Origin of the sequence: Delftia acidovorans SPH-1 (assembly GCF_000018665.1) — a bacterium.
Lineage (GTDB): Bacteria > Pseudomonadota > Gammaproteobacteria > Burkholderiales > Burkholderiaceae_C > Comamonas > Comamonas acidovorans.
Genome location: NC_010002.1, coordinates 2,058,032 through 2,080,578, shown reverse-complemented (window position 1 = coordinate 2,080,578; position 22,547 = coordinate 2,058,032). Strand labels below are relative to the sequence as shown.

The 22,547-nt window shown below is 68.1% G+C and carries 20 protein-coding genes; 15 read left to right on the top strand and 5 right to left on the bottom strand.

Translation table 11 applies throughout. The features are described 5' to 3' along the window. The first annotated feature begins 138 nt into the window (after positions 1-138). From DACI_RS09355 to DACI_RS09340, 4 genes are all read left to right on the top strand, one after another. Positions 139-2,664 (top strand): TonB-dependent siderophore receptor, encoded by a 2,526-nt coding sequence (locus DACI_RS09355; RefSeq protein WP_012203804.1) that lies wholly within the window; start codon positions 139-141, stop codon positions 2,662-2,664. Between the two features lie 75 nt (positions 2,665-2,739). Further along, positions 2,740-4,908, top strand: a complete 2,169-nt coding sequence (locus DACI_RS09350) for a TonB-dependent receptor (RefSeq protein WP_012203803.1) — start codon at positions 2,740-2,742, stop codon at positions 4,906-4,908. A gap of 99 nt (positions 4,909-5,007) precedes the next feature. Beyond that, positions 5,008-6,150, top strand: a complete 1,143-nt coding sequence (locus DACI_RS09345) for a PepSY-associated TM helix domain-containing protein (protein WP_034390826.1) — start codon at positions 5,008-5,010, stop codon at positions 6,148-6,150. Further along, complete coding sequence (locus DACI_RS09340; protein WP_012203801.1) at positions 6,147-6,344, top strand: hypothetical protein; 198 nt, start codon at positions 6,147-6,149, stop codon at positions 6,342-6,344. The genes DACI_RS09345 and DACI_RS09340 overlap by 4 nt, the downstream gene beginning before the upstream one ends. 94 nt (positions 6,345-6,438) lie before the next feature. Here the strand turns inward: DACI_RS09340 and DACI_RS09335 are convergent, their stop codons facing one another. After that, entirely contained in the window at positions 6,439-7,206 is a 768-nt protein-coding gene (locus DACI_RS09335; RefSeq protein ID WP_012203800.1) for a response regulator, read from the bottom strand. Next, complete coding sequence (locus tag DACI_RS09330; RefSeq protein ID WP_012203799.1) at positions 7,203-7,841, bottom strand: response regulator; 639 nt, start codon at positions 7,839-7,841, stop codon at positions 7,203-7,205. Before DACI_RS09330 ends, DACI_RS09335 begins: the two co-directional genes overlap by 4 nt. A 113-nt stretch (positions 7,842-7,954) precedes the next feature. On the opposite strand from DACI_RS09330, the gene DACI_RS09325 reads away from it, so the two are divergent. The 8 genes from DACI_RS09325 (at position 7,955) to DACI_RS09290 (ending at position 16,572) form a co-directional block, all read left to right on the top strand. Further along, the gene (locus DACI_RS09325; protein ID WP_012203798.1) at positions 7,955-8,326 is read left to right on the top strand and encodes a response regulator transcription factor; all 372 of its coding nucleotides are present in this window, start codon (positions 7,955-7,957) and stop codon (positions 8,324-8,326) included. Then, the gene (locus DACI_RS09320; protein WP_012203797.1) at positions 8,326-9,246 is read left to right on the top strand and encodes an ABC transporter substrate-binding protein; all 921 of its coding nucleotides are present in this window, start codon (positions 8,326-8,328) and stop codon (positions 9,244-9,246) included. The genes DACI_RS09325 and DACI_RS09320 overlap by 1 nt, the downstream gene beginning before the upstream one ends. Positions 9,247-9,270: 24 nt before the next feature. Further along, entirely contained in the window at positions 9,271-11,799 is a 2,529-nt protein-coding gene (locus DACI_RS09315) for a sensor histidine kinase (protein ID WP_012203796.1), read from the top strand. Between the two features lie 174 nt (positions 11,800-11,973). Next, entirely contained in the window at positions 11,974-13,161 is a 1,188-nt protein-coding gene (locus DACI_RS09310; RefSeq protein WP_012203795.1) for a muconate cycloisomerase family protein, read from the top strand. A 28-nt stretch (positions 13,162-13,189) separates the two neighbouring features. Next, positions 13,190-13,468, top strand: a complete 279-nt coding sequence (catC, locus tag DACI_RS09305; RefSeq protein WP_012203794.1) for a muconolactone Delta-isomerase — start codon at positions 13,190-13,192, stop codon at positions 13,466-13,468. A gap of 42 nt (positions 13,469-13,510) precedes the next feature. After that, positions 13,511-14,503, top strand: a complete 993-nt coding sequence (locus tag DACI_RS09300; protein WP_012203793.1) for a Bug family tripartite tricarboxylate transporter substrate binding protein — start codon at positions 13,511-13,513, stop codon at positions 14,501-14,503. A 47-nt stretch (positions 14,504-14,550) separates the two neighbouring features. Continuing rightward, positions 14,551-15,465 (top strand): dioxygenase family protein, encoded by a 915-nt coding sequence (locus DACI_RS09295; protein WP_012203792.1) that lies wholly within the window; start codon positions 14,551-14,553, stop codon positions 15,463-15,465. 111 nt (positions 15,466-15,576) lie between these two features. Next, positions 15,577-16,572 (top strand): Bug family tripartite tricarboxylate transporter substrate binding protein, encoded by a 996-nt coding sequence (locus DACI_RS09290; RefSeq protein WP_012203791.1) that lies wholly within the window; start codon positions 15,577-15,579, stop codon positions 16,570-16,572. A gap of 16 nt (positions 16,573-16,588) precedes the next feature. On the opposite strand, the gene DACI_RS09285 is transcribed toward DACI_RS09290, so the two are convergent. Continuing rightward, positions 16,589-17,545 (bottom strand): DMT family transporter, encoded by a 957-nt coding sequence (locus DACI_RS09285; protein ID WP_043781052.1) that lies wholly within the window; start codon positions 17,543-17,545, stop codon positions 16,589-16,591. Positions 17,546-17,617: 72 nt separating this feature from the next. On the opposite strand from DACI_RS09285, the gene DACI_RS09280 reads away from it, so the two are divergent. From DACI_RS09280 to DACI_RS30720, 3 genes are all read left to right on the top strand, one after another. Beyond that, entirely contained in the window at positions 17,618-18,502 is an 885-nt protein-coding gene (locus DACI_RS09280; protein WP_012203789.1) for a LysR family transcriptional regulator, read from the top strand. A gap of 98 nt (positions 18,503-18,600) precedes the next feature. Further along, complete coding sequence (locus tag DACI_RS31900; RefSeq protein WP_128422694.1) at positions 18,601-18,810, top strand: hypothetical protein; 210 nt, start codon at positions 18,601-18,603, stop codon at positions 18,808-18,810. A 3-nt stretch (positions 18,811-18,813) separates the two neighbouring features. Beyond that, on the top strand, positions 18,814-19,350 hold the full coding sequence (locus DACI_RS30720) for a GNAT family N-acetyltransferase (RefSeq protein WP_012203788.1): 537 nt from the start codon (positions 18,814-18,816) through the stop codon (positions 19,348-19,350). 20 nt (positions 19,351-19,370) lie between these two features. Here DACI_RS30720 and DACI_RS09270 read toward each other — a convergent pair whose 3' ends face one another. Then, a complete protein-coding gene (locus tag DACI_RS09270) occupies positions 19,371-19,601 on the bottom strand; it encodes a formate dehydrogenase subunit delta (protein WP_012203787.1) in 231 nt (76 codons plus the stop codon). Next, entirely contained in the window at positions 19,601-22,537 is a 2,937-nt protein-coding gene (gene fdhF / locus DACI_RS09265; protein WP_012203786.1) for a formate dehydrogenase subunit alpha, read from the bottom strand. Before fdhF ends, DACI_RS09270 begins: the two co-directional genes overlap by 1 nt. Positions 22,538-22,547 lie beyond the last annotated feature (10 nt).

Here is a 22,547-nt window from a genome sequence, read left to right as displayed (position 1 = left end):
CAGTCTTTGCCTTATCTAACGATGAAGGCAAAAACAAGGCCCGAATCCAGGCCAAGGCGCAAAAAAAGTCCAGCCGAACTTGCAGGATCGGCAAGGCTTGTTCGGCATACGGGGAGTCACACCACTTTTCCCAGCCCCATGCCCCGCCCCCTCCCCCACCAGCCCCAGGACGGCCTTGCAGCCGCCCGGGGCTGGCCTGCGTCCATGGGGATGGCTGGGGTGGCAGCGGTGCTGGGGGTGGCGATGCTGGTTGCCACGGCAGCGGACTGCGTCCATGCGGCGCCGTCCGCCCAGGCCGGCCAGGCAGCCCAGCGCAGCTTTTCGATTGCGGCCGGCCCTCTCACGCATGTGATCGCGCAGTACGCCAACCAGGCGGGCGTTGCGCTGTCGTTTGATGCCGCGCAGCTGGGCCGGCTGCAGTCCCCGGGGCTGCAGGGCAGCTATGGCGTGGAAGACGGTTTTGCCAGGCTGCTGCAGGGCACGGCGCTGCAGGCGGTGCGCGAGTCCAGCGGCGTCTATACGCTGCGGCCGCTGCCAGCGGCGGCCTCGGGCACGGGCGGGCAGACTCTGGGCACGGTCACGGTCCGGGCCACGGCGCCGGCCAGTGCCACGACCGAGGCATCGGACAGCTACGCGGCCAGCCTGGTCACGGGCTACAAGGGGCTTCAGTCGGTGCGCGACATCCCGCAGCCCGTGACCGTGCTCACGCGCCAGTGGCTGGACGAGCAGGCCCTGCCCGACCTGCATGCCGTGCTGCAGCACACGCCGGGCGTGACGGTGGAGTACATCGACAGCGAGCGCATCGCCTATTACTCGCGCGGCTACCAGATCGATTCGCTGCAGGTGGACGGGCTCAATGTGAACCAGGTGGCCTCGGCCTCCACCTTCATCCAGCCCGATACGGCCATGCTGGACCGCGTGGAGGTGCTGCGCGGCGCCACGGGCCTGCTGCGTGGCGCGGGCTCGCCCTCGGCCATGGTGAACATGGTGCGCAAGCGGCCCACGGCGCAATGGCAGGGCTCGGCCGCGCTGACGCTGGGCTCCTGGGACCGCCAGCGCATGGAGGCCGACCTGTCCGGCCCGCTGAACGCAGCCGGCACGCTGCGCGGCCGGCTGGTGGCGCTGGCGGACGACAAGGCATCGTTCCAGACCGCGCGCAAGGAAAAGCGCCTGGGCCTGTACGGCGTGCTGGAGGCGGACCTGGGGCCGCGCACCACGCTCACGGCCGGCCTGCAGCACACGGACCTGCAGGCCACGGGCTCCTGGGGCGGCCTGCCCGCCGCCGCCGACGGCAGCCAGCTCGGCCTGCCGCGCAGCACCTACCTGGGCACGCCCTGGAATACCTGGGACCGCCACAACCAGCAGGCCTTTGCCGAGCTGGAGCACCGGCTGGACAGCGGCTGGCAACTGAAGGCCCAGGCGGCGCACACGCGGTTTCGGTCGGACGGGTTCAAGCAGACCTCGTTTTCCAGAGCCAGCGACAGCAATCCCTACCTGTTCGACGTGAGCACCTCCATCTATGGCGGCGACGGCAGCACGCAGAACGCGCTGAGCCTGCTGGCCAGCGGCCCCTTTGAGGCCCTGGGCCGCAGGCACGAGCTGTCGCTGGGCGCCGACCTGCAGCGCATCCGCAGCACGGGCGCCACGGGCTACTGGGGCGTGAGCCCGCTGCGCAATGTGGACATCCGCGGCTGGAATCCGTACACCAGCTACCCCGAGCCGTTCTACAGCGAGGGCAACGGCAACGCCTATTCATCGCCCGTGTCCCACATCCACCAGTACGGCGGATTCGCGCGGGCCCGGCTGTCGCTGACCGACTCGCTCACCGCCATTGCCGGCGCGCGCCTGAGCTGGTGGAGCTATCTCGAACCCGGCAATGCCCAAAGCGGCCACAGCGTGCGCCGCGAGCTGACGCCCTATGCGGGCCTGGTGCATGCGCTGTCGGACACGCTCGACGCCTATGCCAGCTACAGCGAGATCTTCAGCCCCCAGGACAAGAAGGCCGCCGACGGCAGCATCCTGGCGCCCGCCCGGGGCGAGGACCTGGAGGCCGGGCTCAAGGGCAGTTTCATGGACGGCCGGCTGCAGGCCAGCGTGTCGGTGTTCCGCATCCAGCGCGTGGGCAGCGCCATGCAGGACACGGCATCGGCCATGCCCTGCCTGCCGTACTACCCGACCAGCCACTGCTTCATGGCCGGCGGCAAGAGCCGCAGCCAGGGCTGGGAGCTGGAGCTGTCCGGCGAGCCAGCGCCAGGCTGGCAGGTGCTGGCCGGCTACACCTACACCCAGGCCAGGTACCTGCGCGACGCCTCCGAGGCCAACGTGGGCCAGCCGCTGCGGCCCGTGGAGCCGCGCCATGCGCTGCGCCTGTTTGCCAGCCACCGCTTCAAGGGGCCCTTGCAGGGATGGACCGCAGGCGCCGGCGTGCGGCTGCAAAGCGATGCCTACGCCAGCGTGGGCGATGTCACCACCCGCCAGGGTGGCTATGCGCTTTTTGACGCGCTGCTGGCCTACCGCCTGGATGACACCTACTCGCTGCAGCTGAACGTGAGCAACCTGCTGGACAAGCGCTACTACGCCAAGTTCTCGCCCAACAGCACCTACTTCAACAACTACTACGGCGATCCGCGCAACGTCACGGTGTCGCTGCGCGCGCGCTTCTAGGGCCACGGCCGGCCTGCCCTCCTTTCCCTGTTTTTCTTCCCCGGTTTTTCTTCACGGTTTTTCCAACCTTTGCACATGACTGCCATGACGCACCACAGCACTCCTGCGGACTTCCGCTTCGCCCCCCACCCCCTCACGCGCCTGATCCGCCAATGCCTGGGCGCCGGCCTGGCCCTGGCCGCCGTGGGCGTGGCGGCCCAGACGGCCGAGGGCCCGGCCCTCAAGGAGGTGACGGTGAGCGACCAGGCCGAGGCCATCGGCGGACTGCAAAAGACCTATGCCGGCGGCCAGATCGCGCGCGGCGGCGACCTGGGCATCCTGGGCAAGACCGACCAGATGAACGTGCCCTTCAGCACGACCAACTACACCTCGGAGCTGATCGAGAACCAGCAGGCGCTGACCATCGCCGACGTGGTGATGAACGACGCCTCGGTGCGCACGCTGCAGGCGCGCGGCGGCTATGGCGATGACTTCCAGGTGCGGGGCTTTTCCCTGTCCATGCGCGATGTGTCGGTGAACGGCCTGTACGGCCTGTCGCCCTCCACGCGCCTGCCGCTGGAGGTGATCGAGCGCGTGGAAGTGCTCAAGGGCCCCGGCTCGCTGACCAATGGCGTGGGCCCCAGCGGCAGCATCGGCGGCAGCATCAACGTGGTGACCAAGCGCGCGGGCGACGTGCCGCTGAACCGCCTGACCGCCACCTACATGGGCAAGGCCCAGTTCGGCACCCACCTGGACGTGGGCCGCCGCTTTGGCGAAGACAACCAGTGGGGCGTGCGCGTGAACGGCGTGTGGCGCAACGGCGAAGGCAATATCGACGGCGGCCGCCAGCGCCTGGGCCTGGCATCGGTGGGCCTGGACTACGAAGGCCAGGGCCTGCGCTGGTCGCTGGACGCGCTGACCACCAGCGGCAAGACCACGGAATTCCGCCCGCAAAGCGCCTTCCTGGCCGGCATCACCCAGGTGCCCGCCGTACCCGACAGCCGCACCAACTTCAACCCGGGCACGGAGCTGCTGGACAAGGCCAAGACCGTGATCTCGCGTGTGGAATACGACATCAACGCCAACACCTCCGTCTACGGCGGCGTGGGCTACAGCGATGTGTCCAGCGACCAGAGCTTTCCCACGGCCGTGCAGCGCATCGACTCGCTGGGCAACTTCACGGTGCGCAACGGCTTCTACGACGAGTTCAACAAGACCACCTCGGCCGACGTGGGCCTGCGCACGCGCTTCAAGACCGGCGCCATCGGCCACACCGTGGTGGCCGCGGCCAACTACATGGACCGCGAGAGCGGCTACTTCTACCAGCTGACCACCAAAGCCGTCCCCTCCAACATCTACAACCCCGCGCCCCTGCCTGCCATCGACTTCGTGCGCGGCGCGCCCACCAAGAATGCCGAGCTGACGCAGCACAGCCTGGCGCTGGCCGACACCATGGCGCTGTTCAGCGACCGCGTGCTGGTGACCGTGGGCCTGCGCGACCAGACCATCGACCAGAAGAACGCCAGCGGCACCACGCTGTACAAGGCCAGCGCCGTGACGCCGCTGGCCGGCGTGGTGTTCAAGCCGCAGAACAATGTCTCGGTCTACGCCAACTACACGGCTGGCCTGTCGGCAGGCGGCACGGCCGGGCCCAATACGGCCAATGCCGGCCAGGTGTTCGCGCCGCAGAAGTCCAAGCAGTACGAAGTGGGCGTGAAGGTGGACTGGGGCCGCATGACCACGCAGGCCGCGCTCTACCAGATCCAGCGCCCGGGCTCCATGACAGACCCGGTGACCAATGTCTACAGCTTCGGCGGCGAGACGCGCAACCGCGGCCTGGAGCTGACCGCCTACGGCGAGATCCAGAAAGGCCTGCGCCTGCTGGCCAGCGCGGCCTTCAACAACGCCAAGCTCTCGCGCACGGCAGGCGGCGTGAACCAAGGCAACGATGCCAACGGCGTGCCCGAGCGCACCTTCAACCTGGGCCTGGACTGGGATACCCCCTGGGTGGAGGGCCTGAGCCTGAACGGCCGCGTGATCCACACCTCGTCCATGTACTACGACGCGGCCAACATCCTGCGCATGCCCGGCTGGACACGCCTGGACCTGGGCGCACGCCTGCGCACCCACGTGGCCGGCAAGCCGGTGGTGCTGCGCGCCAGCCTGGAGAACGTCAGCAACAAGAGCTACTGGGTGACTGCCGCCGGCTACACCACCACGGGCGCGCCGCGCACGCTGATGCTGTCGGCACAAGTGGACTTCTAAGCCCCCGACCACCGGCAACCGCCCCGCCCCCGGCATGGCGCCGGGGGCGCGGTGATGGCGGGGGCCCCAGGCCCCCTTCTGTCAGAGAAAAAACACCCCATGCAAAGCCACACGATCAAGACCTGGGCCTGGTTGCACAAATGGAGCAGCCTGGTCTGCACCGTCTTCATGCTGCTGCTGTGCCTGACCGGCCTTCCACTGATCTTCCACCACGAAATCGGCCACCTGCTGGGCACCGAGGTGGAGGCCCCGCCCATGCCCCAGGGCACGCCCCATGCCAGCCTGGACAAGGTGCTGGAGGTGGCCCGCGCCCAGCACCCGGACCGCGTGGTGCAGTTCGTCTCCAAGTCCGACGACACCGATGACCTCTGGTTCGTCACCATGACGCCCACGCCGGCGCCCACGGACGATTTCCGCTCCGTGGTGGTCGATGCGCGCACGGCCGAACTGCTGGCCCAGCCGCGCTTCGACCAGGGCTTCATGTGGGTCATGTTCAAGCTGCACGTGGACCTGTTCGCGGGGCTGCCGGGCAAGCTGTTCCTGGGCTTCATGGGGCTGCTGCTGCTGATCGCCATCGTCAGCGGCGTGGTGCTGTACGCGCCCTTCATGCGCAAGCTCGATTTCGGCACCGTGCGCCGCACGCGCCAGCCGCGCCTGAAGTGGCTGGACCTGCACAACCTGCTGGGCATCGTCACCCTGGTGTGGCTGTTCGTGGTGGGCGCCACCGGCATGATCAATACCTGGGCCGACCTGCTGATCAAGTATTGGCAGCATGACCAGCTCAGCAGCGTGCTGGCGCCCTACCAGGGCCAGGACACGGTGCCGGTGGCGGAGCGCGCCTCGCTGCAGCAATCGCTGCAGGCCGCCCAGCAGCAGGTGCCAGGCACCAAGCTGTACTTCATCGCCTTCCCCGGCACCACGTTCTCCAGCCCGCACCACCACACCTTCTTCCTGCGCGGCAACGAGCCCCTGACCTCGCGCCTGTTCCTGCCCGTGCTGGTGGACGCCAAGACCGCCCAGGTCACGGCCGCGCCCGCCCTGCCCTGGTATCTGACGGCGCTGCTGGTGTCCCAGCCGCTGCACTTCGGCGACTACGGCGGGCGGGCCATGCAGATCCTCTGGGCGCTGCTGGACATCGCCAGCATCATCGTGCTGGGCACGGGCCTGTACCTGTGGGTCAAAAAGGGCAAGAGCGTGCCGGCCCCGCAGCCCGCGCCGCGCGGCAAGGAGATCACGGCATGAGCGGCGCGCAACACCGGGGCTTTCTCGCCCTCTGGGGCTGGCCCATCGCGCTGGGCGTGCTGACGGCCATCGGCCTGGTCTCGGCCCTGTTCAGCGACGGCGGCTTTGGCGACATGCTGGCCGACGTCTGCCTGGCCATTCCCACGGCGGCGGGAATCTGGCACGGCTGGGTGCGGCGCAGCCCGCCGCAATGATGGCGGGATGGCGGGATGGCGGGATGGCGGGATGGCGGGATGGCGGGATGGCGGGATGGCGGAATGGCGGAATGGCGGAATGGCGGGCGCGGTGTCAGCCGCGCCGGGGCCGCTGGCCCGCGCCGTCCAGCATTCCCAGCAGGGCCGCGCCCAGTTGCCGCCAGGCATCGGTGGCACCCGCCCAGTCGCTGGCCAGGCAGGCCTGCTCCAGCGTCTGCGCCAGGCCGCTGGCCTGCTCGTGCCCCAGCAGGCCCAGCACGCTTTTGAGGTTGTGCGCCAGCCGGCGCAGCGCCGCGGCATCGCGCGCGGCCAGCAGGTTTTCGCCCAGCGCCACATCGTCGGGCAACTGCGCAAAACAGCTGGCGCGGTAGCTGTGGAACAGGGCGGCATCGCCGCCGAAGTAGCTGGAGACGGCGGCCGGGCCGCCATCCGCCGGCACATCCGCACCGGCAGCCTGCACGCTGGCTGGCGCGGGCGAGCCGGCCGGTTGCGCCGCCAGCACCGATTCCACGCAGTCCACCAATTGCGCCACCGACACGGGCTTGCGCAGCACGCCCCAGACCTGCAGTTGCTCCAGCCGCAGCGCCACGTCGGCCCGCACGCCGGCGCTGAAGACCACGGCGCTGCAGCCTGCCTGCGGGGAGCTGCGCAGCCATTCGATGAGCTCGACCCCGGAGGCGCCGGGCAGCATCAGGTCGGTGATCAGCAGGGCAAAGGGCTGGCTCTGCAGCAGGCTCTGCGCCTGCTCCGCACTCGCGCAGGACACCAGGGTGAGGGGCATGCCCTCCAGCGCCAGCGTGACGAATCGCGCAATCGAGGCATCGTCCTCCACCAGCAGGACCGCAGGATGGGCCGGATTCACGCTGCCTGCCTGCCCAGCAGCTCACCCAGCGCCTCGGGCAGCTCCTGCACGAGCTGGGGTTTGTGGATCACGCGCGCGCCGCCCAGCGCAAAGGCGTAGGCCTCGCGCTCTGCCGCATCCAGCGAGGTGACCACCAGCAGCTTGCAGCGCGCGAACTGCTCATGCGTGCGCAAGGTGGTGATGAGGGCGGCGCCGTCGATGTCGGGCAGCAGGATGTCCACCAGCAGCACGTCGGGCTGGATCTGCCCGTACAGCGCCATGCCGGTGATCCCGTCGTGCGCCACGTGCAGCTGCACGTCGGGAAAGTGGCGCTGCACCAGCAGGCGCACCAGGTTCTGGAAGTGCACGGAGTCCTCGATCAGCAGCACGCGCGGGCCCGTGCCGGCCTGCGCGGGAGCGGGCGCCGGGGCCGCCGCTGGCGCCCCGGACGTGGTGGCCGCATCACCCTGCCTGCCGCGCCAGCGCTCCACGGAGGCGCGCGTGATGCGCCGGTGCCCCCCGGGGGTCTTCCAGGCCTCCAGATCGCCGCGATCGACCATGAGCTGAACCGACCGCACCGCCATGCCCAGCAGCTTGGCCACCTCAGCGGTCGTGTAGTGCGGAATTTGGCCTGGTGGGGTGCTGTTCTCGGACATGGCAGCAATTTTGCATCAAATACGATTAAAAAATTCAATACAAATTTGATGAATTTGATATTTATGATTCAATCCAACGCAGAACCCTTCAACTGCGTTGCGAAAGGCCCGCCATGAAGAAGATACTGATCGCCGAAGACCAAGCCGACATCCGCAAGCTGTTGCGCATGACGCTGGAGTCCAGCGCATACGAAGTCATGGAGGCGCCGACCGGTGACGAAGCCTGGGCCCTGGCCCAGCGCAGCCAGCCCGACGTGGTGCTGCTGGACATGATGATGCCGGGCACGCTGGACGGCCTGGAGGTGTGCTGCCGCATCAAGACCTCCTACGACCTGCGGCACACGCGGGTGATCCTGCTGACGGCCCGGGGCAGTGCGCAGGACCGCGAGGCGGGCTTCAATGCCGGTGCCGACGAATACCTGCTCAAGCCCTTCAGCCCGAACCGGCTGCTGGAGACCCTGGCCAGTCTTTACAGGAGCGACTGATGACGATGCACACGCAGGCCGCCGCGGGCCGATGGCAGATACCGTCCGGGAACGCCGCGCGCCTGTCCGCGCTGGTGCGGGCCGCCGTGCAGGCCGTTGTGCTGCCCGCTGTGCTGCCCGTTGTACAGGCGCTGCTGCTGGCACTGGTGCCGGTCTGGGTGGCGGTGCTGGCCATGGGGCCTGGCGCAGCACGGGCCGGCGAGGTGCTGGACCGCGTGGCCAGCAGCCACACTCTGAAGGTCTGCATCTGGCCCGACTACTACGGCATCACCTACCGTGACGCACGCACGGGCAGGCTCACGGGCATCGACGCGGAGCTCTCGGCAGAGCTGGCCAAGGACCTGGGCGCGCGGCTGCAGCATGTGGACTCGTCCTTCTCGCGGCTGGTGCCCGACCTGCTGGAGTCGCGCTGCGACGTGGCCATGTTCGCCGTCGGCATCCTGCCGCAGCGCCAGCAGCAGCTGCGCTTCACCCAGCCCTACCTGAGCAGCGATATCTACGGCATCACCACCAAGAGCAACCCCGCCGTGCGCAGCTGGGCCGAAATCGACCAGCCCGGCGTGCAGGTGGCCGTGCAGCGCGGCACCTTCATGGAGCCGGTCATGCGCGAGTCGCTCAGGCATGCGCACCTGGTGCTGGTGGAGCCGCCGCAAACCCGCGAAAAGGAACTCATGGCCGGGCGCGTGGACGTGTTCATGACCGACTACCCGTACAGCCGCAAGCTGCTGGACAGCTCGGACTGGGTGCAGCTGATCGCGCCGCCCAAGCCCTTCCATGTGCTGCCCTACGGCTATGCGGCCAGCCCTGCCGACGCGCAGTGGCTGGCGCGCCTGAACCAGTTCGTCTCGGACATCAAGCGCGACGGCCGCCTGGCCAGGGCCGCTCGCCACAACGGCCTGACCGCCATCGTCGCGCCCTGAAACTTCCGATGGAGCACCTTCATCATGTCTGAACGAGCTGCCGCGCATCATTTTCTCGGAGCCCGGCGCAGTGCCCACATCAAGGCACTGGTGCTGACCTTTGCACTGTGCGTGCTCGCCGGACTGGTGCTCTTCGTCTGGAGCCAGCTGCATGCCGATGCGGACCAGAGCAAGTCCCAGGCCGCGCTGCTGGCCCGCGTGCTGGAGGACCAGACGGCCAAGACCTTCGAGAACACCGAAATGGCCCTGGCCAGCCTGGCGCACAACCCGGCCATCGTGGCCGCAGGCAGTGGGCGCGGCGCGCGCGAGGCCGCCATGGCCCTGCTGATCGCCCAGTTGCCCTACCTGCGCAGCATGGCGCTGATCGACGACAAGGGCCTCATCCTGGCCAGCACCCAGGCCGGGGAGGCCGGCCAGCAGATCGACACGCAGGATCTGCTGCACGACAAGGCGGCCGTCCTCATCCCCGGCAAGCCCCAGTTGGGCCGGCTGGTGCCCGGCCGCAGCCTGTCGTCGCTGGCGCCACGGGCGCATCCGACGCCGCGCGGCGTGTCCTTTCTGCCGCAGTTGCTGACCTTCCACCAGGACAACGGCATGCCCGCCGTGCTGGTGGCCCTGATCAATCCCGACGCCGTGGCCAACTTCTACCAGTCCACGCTGGAGACCCTCAGCTACGAGGCCGTGCTGCTGACCTATGACGGCCGGCCCCTGGCCAGCACCAATGAGGGCACGGGCGTGCAGACGGCCGCCGCGCTGCAGACGCCGCTGTTCCAGGAATGGCTGCCGCACAGCGAATTCGGCTCCTACATCGGCGCGGGCATGCTGGGGCGCCACCAGATCGTGTCGTTCCGCACCGTGCGCAACTGGCCGCTGCTGCTGGTGGTGGAAGAGCCCTACGCGGCCATGGTGGCGCGCTGGCGGGACAACGCCTTTGCCTTCTTCGTGGCCGGCGTGGCCCTGCTGGGCCTGGTGCTGGGACTGAGCTGGTCGGTGCTCAAGACCCGCAGGGTCCAGAAGTCGGCACTGCAGGCCATGGAGCAGGCACAGGCGCGCCTGGCCCGCAGCGAGCATGAGATGGCCGTGCTTATGCGCAGCGTGCAGGAGCTGATCTTTCGCACCGACAGCCAGGGACTGCTGACCTTCGTGAACGCGCGCTGGGAGCAACTGACCGGCCAGCCCAGCGCCGAGGCCGTGGGCCAGCCGCTGGAGAACATCGTGGACGGCTCGTACCTGGCGCAGATCCAGGCCCTGCTCGATCCCCTGGCCCGGCTGGCACCGCGCAACTGCCAGGCCATGTTCCGCCTGCCGGGCAACCGGGAGATGCTCTGCGACATCGCCGTGGTTCCCCTGCTGCGCGACGGCCAGCTGGTGGGCTTTGCCGGCAGCGCCGTGGACGTGACCGCCCGCTGGAAGGCCCAGCAGGAACTGCAGACCCAGCTGGCCTTCCAGCATCTGCTGTTCGAGACCACGCCCCTGCCCATGCTGGTCACCGACGCGGACCAGCGCGTGGCCCTGGTCAACAAGGCCTGGGAGGACTTCTTCGGCCGGGGCCGCTACGCCGTGCTCGGCCACGAGATAAAGGGCCTGCACGCGCGCGACGATGCCCTGCTGCAGATGCGCAGCAACCAGGTCGTGATGCGCTCGGGCCAGCGCATGATGGTGGAGGCCCGGCTGCCCCATGTGGACGGCAGCTACCGCGATGTGCAGATCTCCAAGGCCGCGGTGAAGAACGCCCAGGGCCGGATCACCGGCGTGCTCAGCATTTTTGTGGACGTGAGCGAATTCCGCGCAGCCGAGCATGCCACCCGCGAAGCCCGCGACGCGGCCGAAGAGGCCTTCCGCGTGAAATCGGAATTCGTGGCCAACATGAGCCATGAGTTGCGCACCCCGCTGCAGTCCATCATGGGCTTTGCCGAGCTCGGCGGCCTGCGCTCGCGCGGCAATCCCGCCATGGCCGACATGTTCAACGACATCCACGAGGCGGGCATACGCATGCTGGCCCTGGTCAACGACCTGCTGGACGTGGCCAAGCTGGAAAGCGCCGTGGGCACCATCCACGTGGAGCGCACCGACCTCAGGAGCCTGATCCGGCCCGTGGTGCGCGAGCTCGAGCCGCAGCAGCAGCAAAAGCTGATCGACCTGCGGCTGGAGCTCGACGACACGCCGCTGATCGCCAAGGCCGACCCCGTGCGCTTCCAGCAGGTGGTGCGCAACGTGCTGGCCAATGCCATCAAGTTCTCGCCCATTGGCGGGCGCATCGATGTGCAGGGCCGCATCGATGAGCAGGGCGATATCTGCATCGCCGTCTCCGACCAGGGGCCGGGCATTCCGCCGCAGGAACTGGACAAGATCTTCCAGCCCTTCGTGCAGTCCAGCAAAACCCGCAACGGCTCGGGCGGCACCGGCCTGGGCCTGGCCATCTGTCGCAAGATCATCGACGCCATGGACGGCACCATCGCCGCCAGCAACCGCTCCGAAGGCGGGTCGCTGTTTCGCATCACCCTGCCCTGCCGCACCGGCGCCTCGGAGACGCGGCCGGCGGAGTTGCTGTAGCGGCAGGGGTGGCGCACCGGCGGCCCCGGGCGAGACGCCCGGCGCCGCCACGCCTAAATCATCGACACCATCGAATGATTTCTCACAAATAATTCAATAGATCCACACAATGCATGGATTTACGCTTGTGTCCATCGCCGGCAGCCGCCGCCAGCCAAGACACACGCCACTGCCATGCAAGACCGTTTCCTGATCGAGCGCATCGAGGCGCGGATCCTCGACATTCCCACCATCCGTCCGCACAAGCTGTCGTTCGGCTCCATCAGCCGGCAAAGCCCGGTGATCGTGCAGCTGTGGCTGCGCAATGGCGCCACGGGCTTTGGCGAGGCCGCCACCATCGGCGGCCCGTCGTGGAACGAGGAATCGCCCGAGAGCATCCACCACGCCATCACCAACCACCTGGCGCCCAGCCTGATCGGCCAGGACGGGGCGCGCTTCGAGGCCTGCCTCTCGCGCATGGACCTGGCCTGCAAGGGCAATGCCTTTGCCAAGAGCGCCGTGGAGATCGCGCTGATGGACGCCGTGGCCCGCAGCCTGCAGTTGCCGCTGTGGCAATTGCTGGGCGGCAAGCAGCGCGACAGCCTGCCCCTGGCCTGGACGCTGGCCAGCGGCGACATCGAGCGCGACCTGGCCGAGGCCCATCTGCGCCTGGAACAAAAGCGCCACCGCATCTTCAAGATGAAGATCGGCGCGCGCACGCCTGAGGCCGATGTGGCCCATGTGAGCGAGATCGCGCGCGGCCTGCAGGGACGCGCCACGCTGACCGTGGACGTCAACCAGGCCTGGGACGGCGCCACGGCGCGGCGCTTTCTGCCGCAATTGATCGATGCCGGCGTGACCCTGATCGAGCAGCCCGTGGCCGGCTGGAACGTGCCCGCGCTGCGCGAGCTGACGGCCACGCTGCAGGGCGCCCTGGTCATGGCCGACGAGAGCGTGTGCACGCCCTACGACGCCATGCGCCTGGCGCGCGAGCAGGCCAGCCATGTGTTCTCGCTCAAGGTGGCCAAGCACGGCGGCCTGCTGCGCACGCGCAAGGTGGCGGCCATTGCCCAGGCGGCCGACATCGGCTGGTACGGCGGCACCATGCTGGAGACCTCGATCGGTTCGGCCGCCTCGGCCCATGTCTTTGCCACGCTGGGCGGGCAGCACTACAACTGCGAGCTGTTCGGCCCCCAGCTGCTGGTGGACGACATCGTCACCGAGCGCATGGCCATCCGCGACTTCGAGCTGCAACTGCCCGACGGGCCCGGACTGGGCGTGGAGATCGACCTGCAGCAACTCGCGCGTTTCGACCGCGCGCTGGCCGGCAGCCAGCCGCAGCACTTCGACATGGGGCAGGCCCGGACCGGGGCTGCGACCTGAATTCCTTTCATTCCTCCTGGAGACAAACATGCTTTATCTGGTCCGCATGGACGTGAAGATCCCCCACGACCTGCCCGCCGACGTGGCAGCCGAGATCAAGGCCCGCGAGAAGGCCTATTCCCAGCAGCTGCAGCACGACGGCCGCTGGCCCCACATCTGGCGCGTGGTGGGCGAGTACGCCAACTACAGCGTGTTCGACGTGGCCTCCAACGACGAGCTGCACGAGCTGCTGCAGGGCCTGCCGCTGTTCCCCTACATGGACATCCAGGTCACGCCGCTGGCAAGGCATCCCTCGGCCATCGCCTGAGCACAGCCCAAACCAAGACCAAATTTTTCGGAGACAACTGAAGTGAATGTGAAACGCCGTTTTCTGACCGCCGCAGCCGCAGGCCTGTGCCTGTCCGCCGTGATGCCCGCCGCCCATGCGCAGGCCCCCGAGGCCAACTGGCCCAGCAAGCCCATCCGCTGGATCGTGCCCTTCCCGCCGGGCGGCGCCATGGACGCCATTGCGCGCACCCTGGGCGAGAAAGCCGGCCGCACGCTGGGCCAGCCCTTCGTGATCGAGAACCGTCCCGGCGCCGGCGGCAACATCGGCGCCGACTTCGTGGCCAAGCAGCCCGGCGACGGCTACACGCTGATGATCACCTCCATCGGCATGGCCACCAACAAGCCGCTGTACCGCAAGCTCAGCTACGACCCGATCAAGGACTTCGCCCCCGTGGGCGTGCTGGCCGTGGTGCCCAACATCCTGGTCACCAACTCCACCCAGCCCAACGTCAAGAGCGTGGCCGACGTGGTGGCCGCCGCCAAGGCCTCGCCCGGCAAGCTGACCTATGCCTCGGCCGGCAACGGCACTTCCATCCACCTGGCAGGCGAAGTGTTCAACTCGCTGGCCGGCGTGGACATCCTGCACATCCCCTACAAGGGATCGGGCCCGGCCGTCTCCGACCTGCTGGGCGGACAGGTCAACTACATGTTCGACTCCATCACCTCGGCGCGCCCGCACATCCAGTCGGGCAAGCTGCGCGCCCTGGCCGTGACCACGGCCAAGCGTTCGTCCAGCATGCCCGACGTGCCCACCATGGAAGAGGCCGGCATCAAGGGCTACGAGGTCTCGCCCTGGTTCGCCGTCTTCATGCCCGCCAGCACGCCGCCGGCCATCGTCAAGAAGCTCAACCAGGTCTTCGTAGCCGAGATGAAGCAGCCCGACGTGCTCGAACGCTTCAAGGCCATCGGCGCCGAGGTCGTGGGCTCCACCCCCGAGGAAGCGGCCAAGCACCTGCAGGCCGAGTCCGTGCGCTGGACCAAGGTGATCACGGAGCGCAACATCAGCATGGACTGAGCGCTTCTCTTTTCCAGGACATCCCATAAAACCACGAGGAGACAAACATGTCCGAACTGTCCCAGGACCAGCTGCTGAATCTGGTCAACAGCAAGCAGATCGCCCCTGGCAGCGACCGCGTGCGGGCGCTGACCCAGCGCATCGTCAGCGACCTGTTCCACACCATCGACGAGATGGATGTCACGCCCGACGAGTTCTGGGCCGCCGTGGACTGGCTGGGCCGCCTTGGGAGCAGCGGCCAGTTGGGCCTGATCACGGCAGGCCTGGGCTTCGACCGGCTGCTGGACATCCGCAGCGACGAGGCCGATGCGCGTGCTGGCCGTGCGGGCGGCACGCCGCGCGCCATCGAAGGCCCGCTGTTCGTGGCCGGTGCACCGCTGTCGCAAGCCGAAGTGCGCCTGGACGAGGGCGAGCCCCAGGGCGAGGTCTTCGTGATGGAAGGACGGGTGCTGGACCTTGACGGCCGGCCTCTGCCGCATGCGCTCATCGATGTCTGGCATGCCAATGTGCAGGGCGGCTACTCGCACTTCTTCCCGGGCATGAAGCCCTACGAGCTGCGCCGCCGCATAGAAGCCGACGACCAGGGCCGCTACCGCTTTCGCAGCTATGTGCCGCCCGGCTACTCCATACCGCCGAACAGCCCCACCTCGGAACTGTTCGACGCGCTGGGACGCCACGGCCATCGTCCCGCCCACATCCACTTTCTCGTGGTTGCACCCGGCATGCGCACGCTGACCACCCAGGTCAACCTGCCCGGCGATACCTACCTGGACGATGACTTCGCCTTCGCCACGCGTGACGGCCTGATCGTCGAGCTGGAGCGCGGCGTGGCGCCGGCCGGCTATGAGTCGCTGGGCGTGAACGCGCCTTTCGTCCGCACGCGCTTCGACTTCGTGCTGCAGCCCGCAGTCAGCGAAGGCGAGTCCTTGCCGCTGACACGCATGGAGCGTGTGCGCGCCTGAGGCGCCTCCACCTTCCGGGGCCTTCCGGCCTGCCATTTTTTCGATTCTTCCGTTCCACAGCAGGCCGCCCCTTGGAGTGCGGCCTGCTTCACCGTACCCGCTTCCCGCACCATGTCCAGCCTGCATCGCATCGCCGCAACCCTGCTGACCGCCACCGTGGCCCTCGTGCCCGCCCTGGGCCACGCCCAGGCTCCGGCAGCCTTTCCTTCCAAGCCGGTGAACATCGTCGTGCCCTACGCGGCCGGCGGCCCCGTGGACAACCTGGCACGCGCGCTGGCCACGCGCCTGAACAAGGTCTGGTCGCAACCCGTGGTCATCCTCAACCGCACAGGCGCCAACGAGATCATCGGGGCCGAGTACGTGGCCAAGAGCGCACCCGACGGCTATACGCTGTTCGCCGCGACCGAAGCGTCGCTGACCATGAACCCGCACCTGTACAGGAAGCTTCCCTACAACCCGCAAAAGGACTTCGCCCCCATCTCCCGCCTGATCAGCGTGCCCATGGTCTTCTTCGTGCCCCAGAGCTCCAAGGCCGGCACGCTGCAGGAGTTCATCGCTCAGGCACGCCAGGCAGGCAAGACCAAACCGCTGACCTATGGCTCATCGGGCGCGGGCGGCATCGTGCACCTGCCGCTGGCCATGTTCGCCAAGCAGGAAGGGCTGGAGATGGTGCACGTGCCCTACAAGGGCGCCGCACCGCTGATCCCCGAAGTCATCGCCGGCCAGATCGACGCAGCGGTGCTGGGCGTGTCGGTGATCGAGCAGCACATCAAGTCCGGCAAGCTCAAGGCCCTGGCAGTGTCCTCGGAGACACGCAGCATCGCCCTGCCCGATGTGCCCACCTTCAAGGAAGCCGGCGTGCGCGACATCCAGGCTGTCTTCAACATCGGCCTGCTGGCACCGGCTGGAACGCCGGCGCCCCTGGTGGAGAAGATCGCCGCCGATGTGCGCCGCGTGCTGCTGGAGCCCGAATTCCGCAAGACCCAGGTGGACGCGTTCTCTTACGTGGCCGTGGCCTCCAGCCCCGCCGAATACCGCGACTTCCTGGCGCGCGACTACCAGGTGCAGGGCGAGCGCGTGCGCACCTCGGGCGCCTCGCTGGATTGAACCGGACGGGGTCGGTTCAGCTCTGGACTGCGGTGCGCTTGGCAACCACGTGCACCGCAGCCGCAGGCCTGCGCCCCCAGTTCATCAGCGCCGTGCCGGCCACGGCCATGCCGCCGCCCAGAACGATGCTGGCATCGATGCTCTCGCCCAGCCACAGCGCCGACAGCGCCACGCCGATCACGGGCACCAGGGTGATGTAGCCCGAGGCCGCACCCGCACCCAGCGCCTTGACGCCGTCGAAATACCAGGCATAGGCAAGCGCCGTGGCGCCGAAGGCCAGGAAGGCCAGCGCGCCCCAGGCGGTTGCGTTGCCAAGCACGGCAGCCTGCAGGCCGGCCGGCCCTTCCACCACCAGACTGGCCACCAGCAGCATGGCCGCGCCCATGGTCGAGGTCACGGCCGTGGCCGACAGCGCATCGACACCCGTGAGCAGCCAGCGGCCGATCAGGGTGTAGGTCACCCAGCACACCACGCAGCCCAGGATCAGCAACTCTCCGGCGCCCACCGATCCCTGCAGCAGCGCCAGCGGCTGGCCATGCGAGATCACCACCACGGCGCCGCAGGCCGCCAGCGCCATGCCCAGGGCAATGGTGCGGTTGAGCCGCTCGCCGAACAACCAGACCGCCAGCGCCAGCGTGAGCACGGGGTTGAGCGTGATCACCAGGGCCGCCTTGCCGGCCGGCACATGCTGCAGCCCCATCAGGAAAAAGGCCGCATAGCCGAACACGCCCGTGGCGCCAGCGGCCGCCATGCCCAGCCAGCGTTTGGCGCTCCAGTGCCTGAGACCGGCCATGCCACCGGCCCAGTACAGCCAGGGCAGCAGCACGGCGGCGGCCAGCAGGAAGCGCAGGCTGGCGGCGGCCAGCGGCGGCATGTTCTGTGCCACCACGCGGCCTGCAGGCCAGGAAGCGCCCCACAGCAGGGCCATGCCGACAAGCCGCAGGTGGGGACCGAAGAAGCGTTGAAAATTCATGGCGCGTACTATGTGCTCATATCGATTCATAGACAAATGAGCGAATGCTCATGACCTGGACAACGTGATCCCATGACCTTCACCCAGCTCGAAGTGTTCGCGGCGCTGGCCCGCGCCGGCAGTTTCTCGCGCGCAGCCGCGCTGCTGGGCATTACCCAGAGCGCCGTCAGCCATGCCCTGCGTGCGCTGGAAGGTGAGCTGCAGGTGCAGTTGGTGCGGCGCGAAGGCCCCCACTCTCCGCTGACCGACGCAGGCACGCGGCTGCTGCAGCGCGCCAACGACATCCTCCAGCAAAAGGAGGCCTTGCGGCAGGAGGCCGATGCCGAGCGCGGCATGGCGCGCGGCACGCTGCGCGTGGCCTCGTTCGGCGCCACCTCTTCGCTGCGGCTGCTGCCCCCGCTGATCACCGAGTACCGGCGCCGCCAGCCCGCCGTGCTGGTGCAGATCGACGAGCAAAACGACGACACCGTGGTCAAGTGGCTGCTGGAGCGGCGCGTGGAGATCGGCTTCGTCGTGCTGCCCGACGAGCGCTTCGAGACCGTGCCCCTGGTGGAAGACGAACTGGTGGCGCTGCTGCCCGCATCGCACCGGCTGGCGGCCCAGCGCAGCATCCGCGCCGCCGACCTGCAGGGCGAGGCCTTTGTGCGCACCTCGGCCGGGTCGGGCGCGCACATCGACCGTTTCCTGGCCGAGGCCGGCGCACAGCCTGCGGCCATCTACCACTTCGAGCAGATGTCCTCCATGCAGGGCTTCGTGGCCCAGGGCCACGCCATTGCCATTGCCGCGCGCCTGGCCGTGCCCGAGCAGGCGCCCGAAGGCATGGTCTATCGCAGCCTCTCGCCCCGCCAGCGCCGCGTCACCGGGCTGGCCGTGCGCAGCATGGAACGGCTGTCGCCAGCGGCTGCCGGCTTTGTGGCGCTGGCGCGGGAGATGGCGAAGAAGAAGTGCTTTGGCTGACGCAGTGCCGCCCTCCTGGCATGGCAGAAACCATGGCATTGGTGACAGATCAGCGCACATGCAGGCTGCTTCTGTCACCAAACTGCTAGACTGCGCCGATGGCAGTTCACAGCAACTTTCTCGGCCCGGTCACGGTTTCCGGTGATGAAGCGAAAGCTCTCACACGGAGGCTTGCGCATGGCCGGGGCACACAGGCTGCTGTGTCATCCGCACGCAATGGCCGCAAGCTTGCCACCACCTTCACAAGGGATGGCACGGTCCGGATCAAGCTCAAGCCGACCGGCGAACCCCTCAAGGGCAAAGACTGAGCCGTGGGTTTCGAGCTGCGCGAACTGGCCTCGGGTGACGGCTGCAACGCGCTGAGCCTGGGCAGCGAGGCATTCGCCCCTCTCAAATCCTTTCTGCGCAAAGAAGCCAAGAAGCTCCATCAGGAGCATCTTGCGCGCACCTTCGTCCTGGTGCCGGAAGGCGAGACCAAGGTTCTGGCCTACATCACGACCTTGTGCACCCATGTGGCCGTCGAACAGTTCGACGAACCGGCCGTGCTGGACGGCTTTCGCTACAAGGACTATCCGGCCATCAAGCTGGCCCGGCTGGCCGTGGATACCAGCCTGCAAGGCCAGGGGGTTGGGAGCCAGTTGGTGGACTTTGTCATTGCCCTGATCACGGACCATGTCATGCCATACACGGGCTGCCGTTTTCTGGTGGTGGATGCCAAGCCAGAGTCCGTGCGCTTCTATGCGGCAAAGGGCTTTCTGCCCATAGGCACCAGCACCGATGGGCCAACGGCCACCACCACGATGTTCATCGATCTGCGACGGGTGTTGGCGGCCATCGGCCGGACGTAGCCATCCTCCGGACCGGCCTGCTAGGCAGGATGGCCCAGCGGATGCAGCACCAGCGCCTCGCGCACGATGGGCTTGAGCGCCTGCGCCTCGTCGGGGCTGGCCAGCACGCGGGCCAGTTCGGCGCGCATGCGGGGCTCCCAGAATTTGCGGATGTGTTCGGCGATGCCCTGCAGGGCCTCTTCGCGCTCGGGCATGGCCTCGAAGAACTCGCCGATGCGGTTGGCCATGCGGACCAGGTTCGCGCTGTCCATCACTTGCCTCCCGCCACGGCCATGCTGCCTGCCTGCGCGGCTTGCAACAGGCCGATCTGCTCTTCGTGCATGCGCGCAAAGCCGCGCTGCCAGTCGGACGGCTGGGCGTGCTGGGGGACGGGCAGCACCTGCACGGCCGTGACCTTGTATTCGGGGCAGTTGGTGGCCCAGTCGGAGCTGTCGGTGGTGATGACGTTGGCGCCCGATTCGGGAAAGTGGAAGGTGGTGTAGACCACGCCGGGCTGTATGCGCTCGGTGACGGTGGCGCGCAGCACGGTCTCGCCCGCGCGGCTGGCGATGCCGACCCAGTCGCCGTCGCGTATGCCGCGGTCCTCGGCGTCATGCGGATGGATTTCCAGCCGGTCCTCGCTGTGCCAGTGGCTGTTGTGCGTGCGCCGGGTCTGGGCACCCACGTTGTATTGCGACAGGATGCGGCCCGTGGTCAGCAACAGCGGAAAGCGCTGGGTGACCTTCTCGTCGGTGGCCACGTACTGGGTGATGATGAAGCGGCCCTTGCCGCGCACGAAGCGGTCCCTGTGCATGATGGAAGTGCCGGCCTCTTCGGTGCTGTCATTGCAGGGCCATTGTACGCTGCCCAGCCGGTCGATCTTGTCGTAGTTCACGCCCGCGAAGCTGGGCGTGAGCGCGGCGATCTCGGCCATGATTTCGCTCGGGTGCGTGTAGTGCATGGCGTAGCCCAGCGCATTGGCCAGCAGCTGGGTGACCTCCCAATCGGCATAGCCGGCCAGCGGCGCCATGACCTTGCGCACGCGCGAAATGCGGCGCTCGGCATTGGTGAAGGTGCCGTCCTTTTCGAGGAAGGAAGCGCCTGGCAGGAAGACATGGGCGTACTTGGCGGTTTCGTTGAGGAAGATGTCCTGCACCACCACGCATTCCATGGCCGAGAGCGCGGCCGTCACATGCTGGGTGTTGGGGTCGGACTGCACGATGTCCTCGCCCTCACAGTACAGGCCCATGAAGCTGCCGGCCAGGGCCGCCTCGAACATGTTGGGAATGCGCAGCCCGGGCTCGGGGCTGAGCGCCACGCCCCAGGCCCCCTCGAACTCGGCGCGCACCGTGCTGTCCGAGATGTGGCGGTAGCCGGGCAGCTCATGCGGGAAGGAGCCCATGTCGCAGGAGCCCTGCACATTGTTCTGGCCGCGCAGCGGGTTCACGCCCACGCCTTCGCGGCCCACATTGCCCGTGGCCATGGCCAGGTTGGCAATGCCCATGACCATGGTCGAGCCCTGCGCATGCTCGGTCACGCCCAGGCCGTAGTAGATGGCCGCGTTGACGGGGCGGCCCGCTGGATGGTCCTCGGCGCCCAGCGCATACAGGCGCGCGGCGCCGCGCACCAGGTCAGGCGCCACCCCGGTGACCTCGGCCATGGCCTCGGGCGAGTTCTCGGGCCGGGCCACGAATTCCTTCCACTGCGCGAAGGACTTGGCATCGCAGCGCTCGGCGATGTAGTCCTCGGCCAGCCAGCCTTCGGTGACGATGACATGGGCCAGCGAGGTGATCATGGCCACGTTGGTGCCGGGCCGCAGTTGCAGGTGGTAGTCGGCGCGGATGTGGGGTGACTTGACGAGCTCGATCTCGCGTGGGTCGATGACGATGAGCTTGGCGCCCGCACGCCGGCCGTCGCCGCGCAGGCGCTTTTTCATGCGCGAGCCGAACACCGGGTGCGCGGCCGTGGGATTGGCGCCGATGACCATGACCACGTCCGTGTGCTCGATGGACTTGAAGGTCTGCGTGCCGGCCGAGGTGCCATAGGTCTGGCCCAGTCCATAGCCCGTGGGCGAGTGGCACACGCGCGCGCAGGTATCGACGTTGTTGTTGCCGAAGGCCGTGCGCACCAGCTTTTGCACCAGGTAGGCCTCTTCGTTGGTGCAGCGCGAGGAGGTGATGCCGCCAATGGAATCCTTGCCGTGCTTCGCCTGGATGCGGCGGAACTCGCGGGCCGTGTGGGCAATGGCCTCTTCCCAGCTCACTTCGCGCCAGGGGTCGGTGATCTTCGCGCGGACCATGGGCCGGGTGATGCGGTCCTTGTGCGTGGCATAGCCCCAGGCAAAGCGGCCCTTGACGCAGGCATGGCCCTCGTTGGCCTGGCCGTCCTTCCAGGGCACCATGCGCACGACCTGCTCGCCCTTCATCTCGGCCTTGAAGCCGCAGCCCACGCCGCAGTAGGCGCAGGTGGTGATGGCGCTGTGCCCGGCCTGGCCCAGCTCGGTCACGGTCTTTTCCTGCAGCGTGGCCGTGGGGCAGGCCTGCACGCAGGCGCCGCAGCTGACGCAGTCGCTGTCCATGAAGCTGCCGCCCTGCCCCGCCGTGACGCGCGATTCGAACCCCCGGCCCGAGATGGTCAGCGCAAAGGTGCCCTGCGTCTCCTCGCAGGCGCGCACGCAGCGGTTGCAGACGATGCACTTGCTGGGGTCGTAGCTGAAGTACGGGTTGGAGACATCGACCTCGGCCCGCGCCTGGCCCTTGAAATGGTTGGCGCCGTCGAAGCCGTAGCGCACCTCGCGCAGGCCCACCGTGCCGGCCATGTCCTGCAGTTCGCAGTCGCCGTTGGCGCTGCAGGTCAGGCAGTCCAGCGGATGGTCGGAGATGTACAGCTCCATCACGCCGCGGCGCAGCTCCTGCAGTTGCGGGCTTTGCGTGCGCACCTTCATGCCGGGCTCGGCCGGCGTGGTGCACGAGGCCGGAAAGCCCTTGCGGCCTTCAATCTGCACCAGGCACAGGCGGCAGGAGCCGAAGGGCTCCAGGCTGTCGGTGGCGCACAGCTTGGGCACGCTGACGCCGCCTTCCATGGCAGCGCGCATCAGCGAGGTGCCCTCGGGAACGCAGACCTCGCGGCCGTCGATCTCCAGGGTGATCAGGCGTTCGGACGGGCTGGCGGGCGTGCCCCAGTCGGCTTGCTTCAAGTGGTCGAGCATGGTGTTCTCC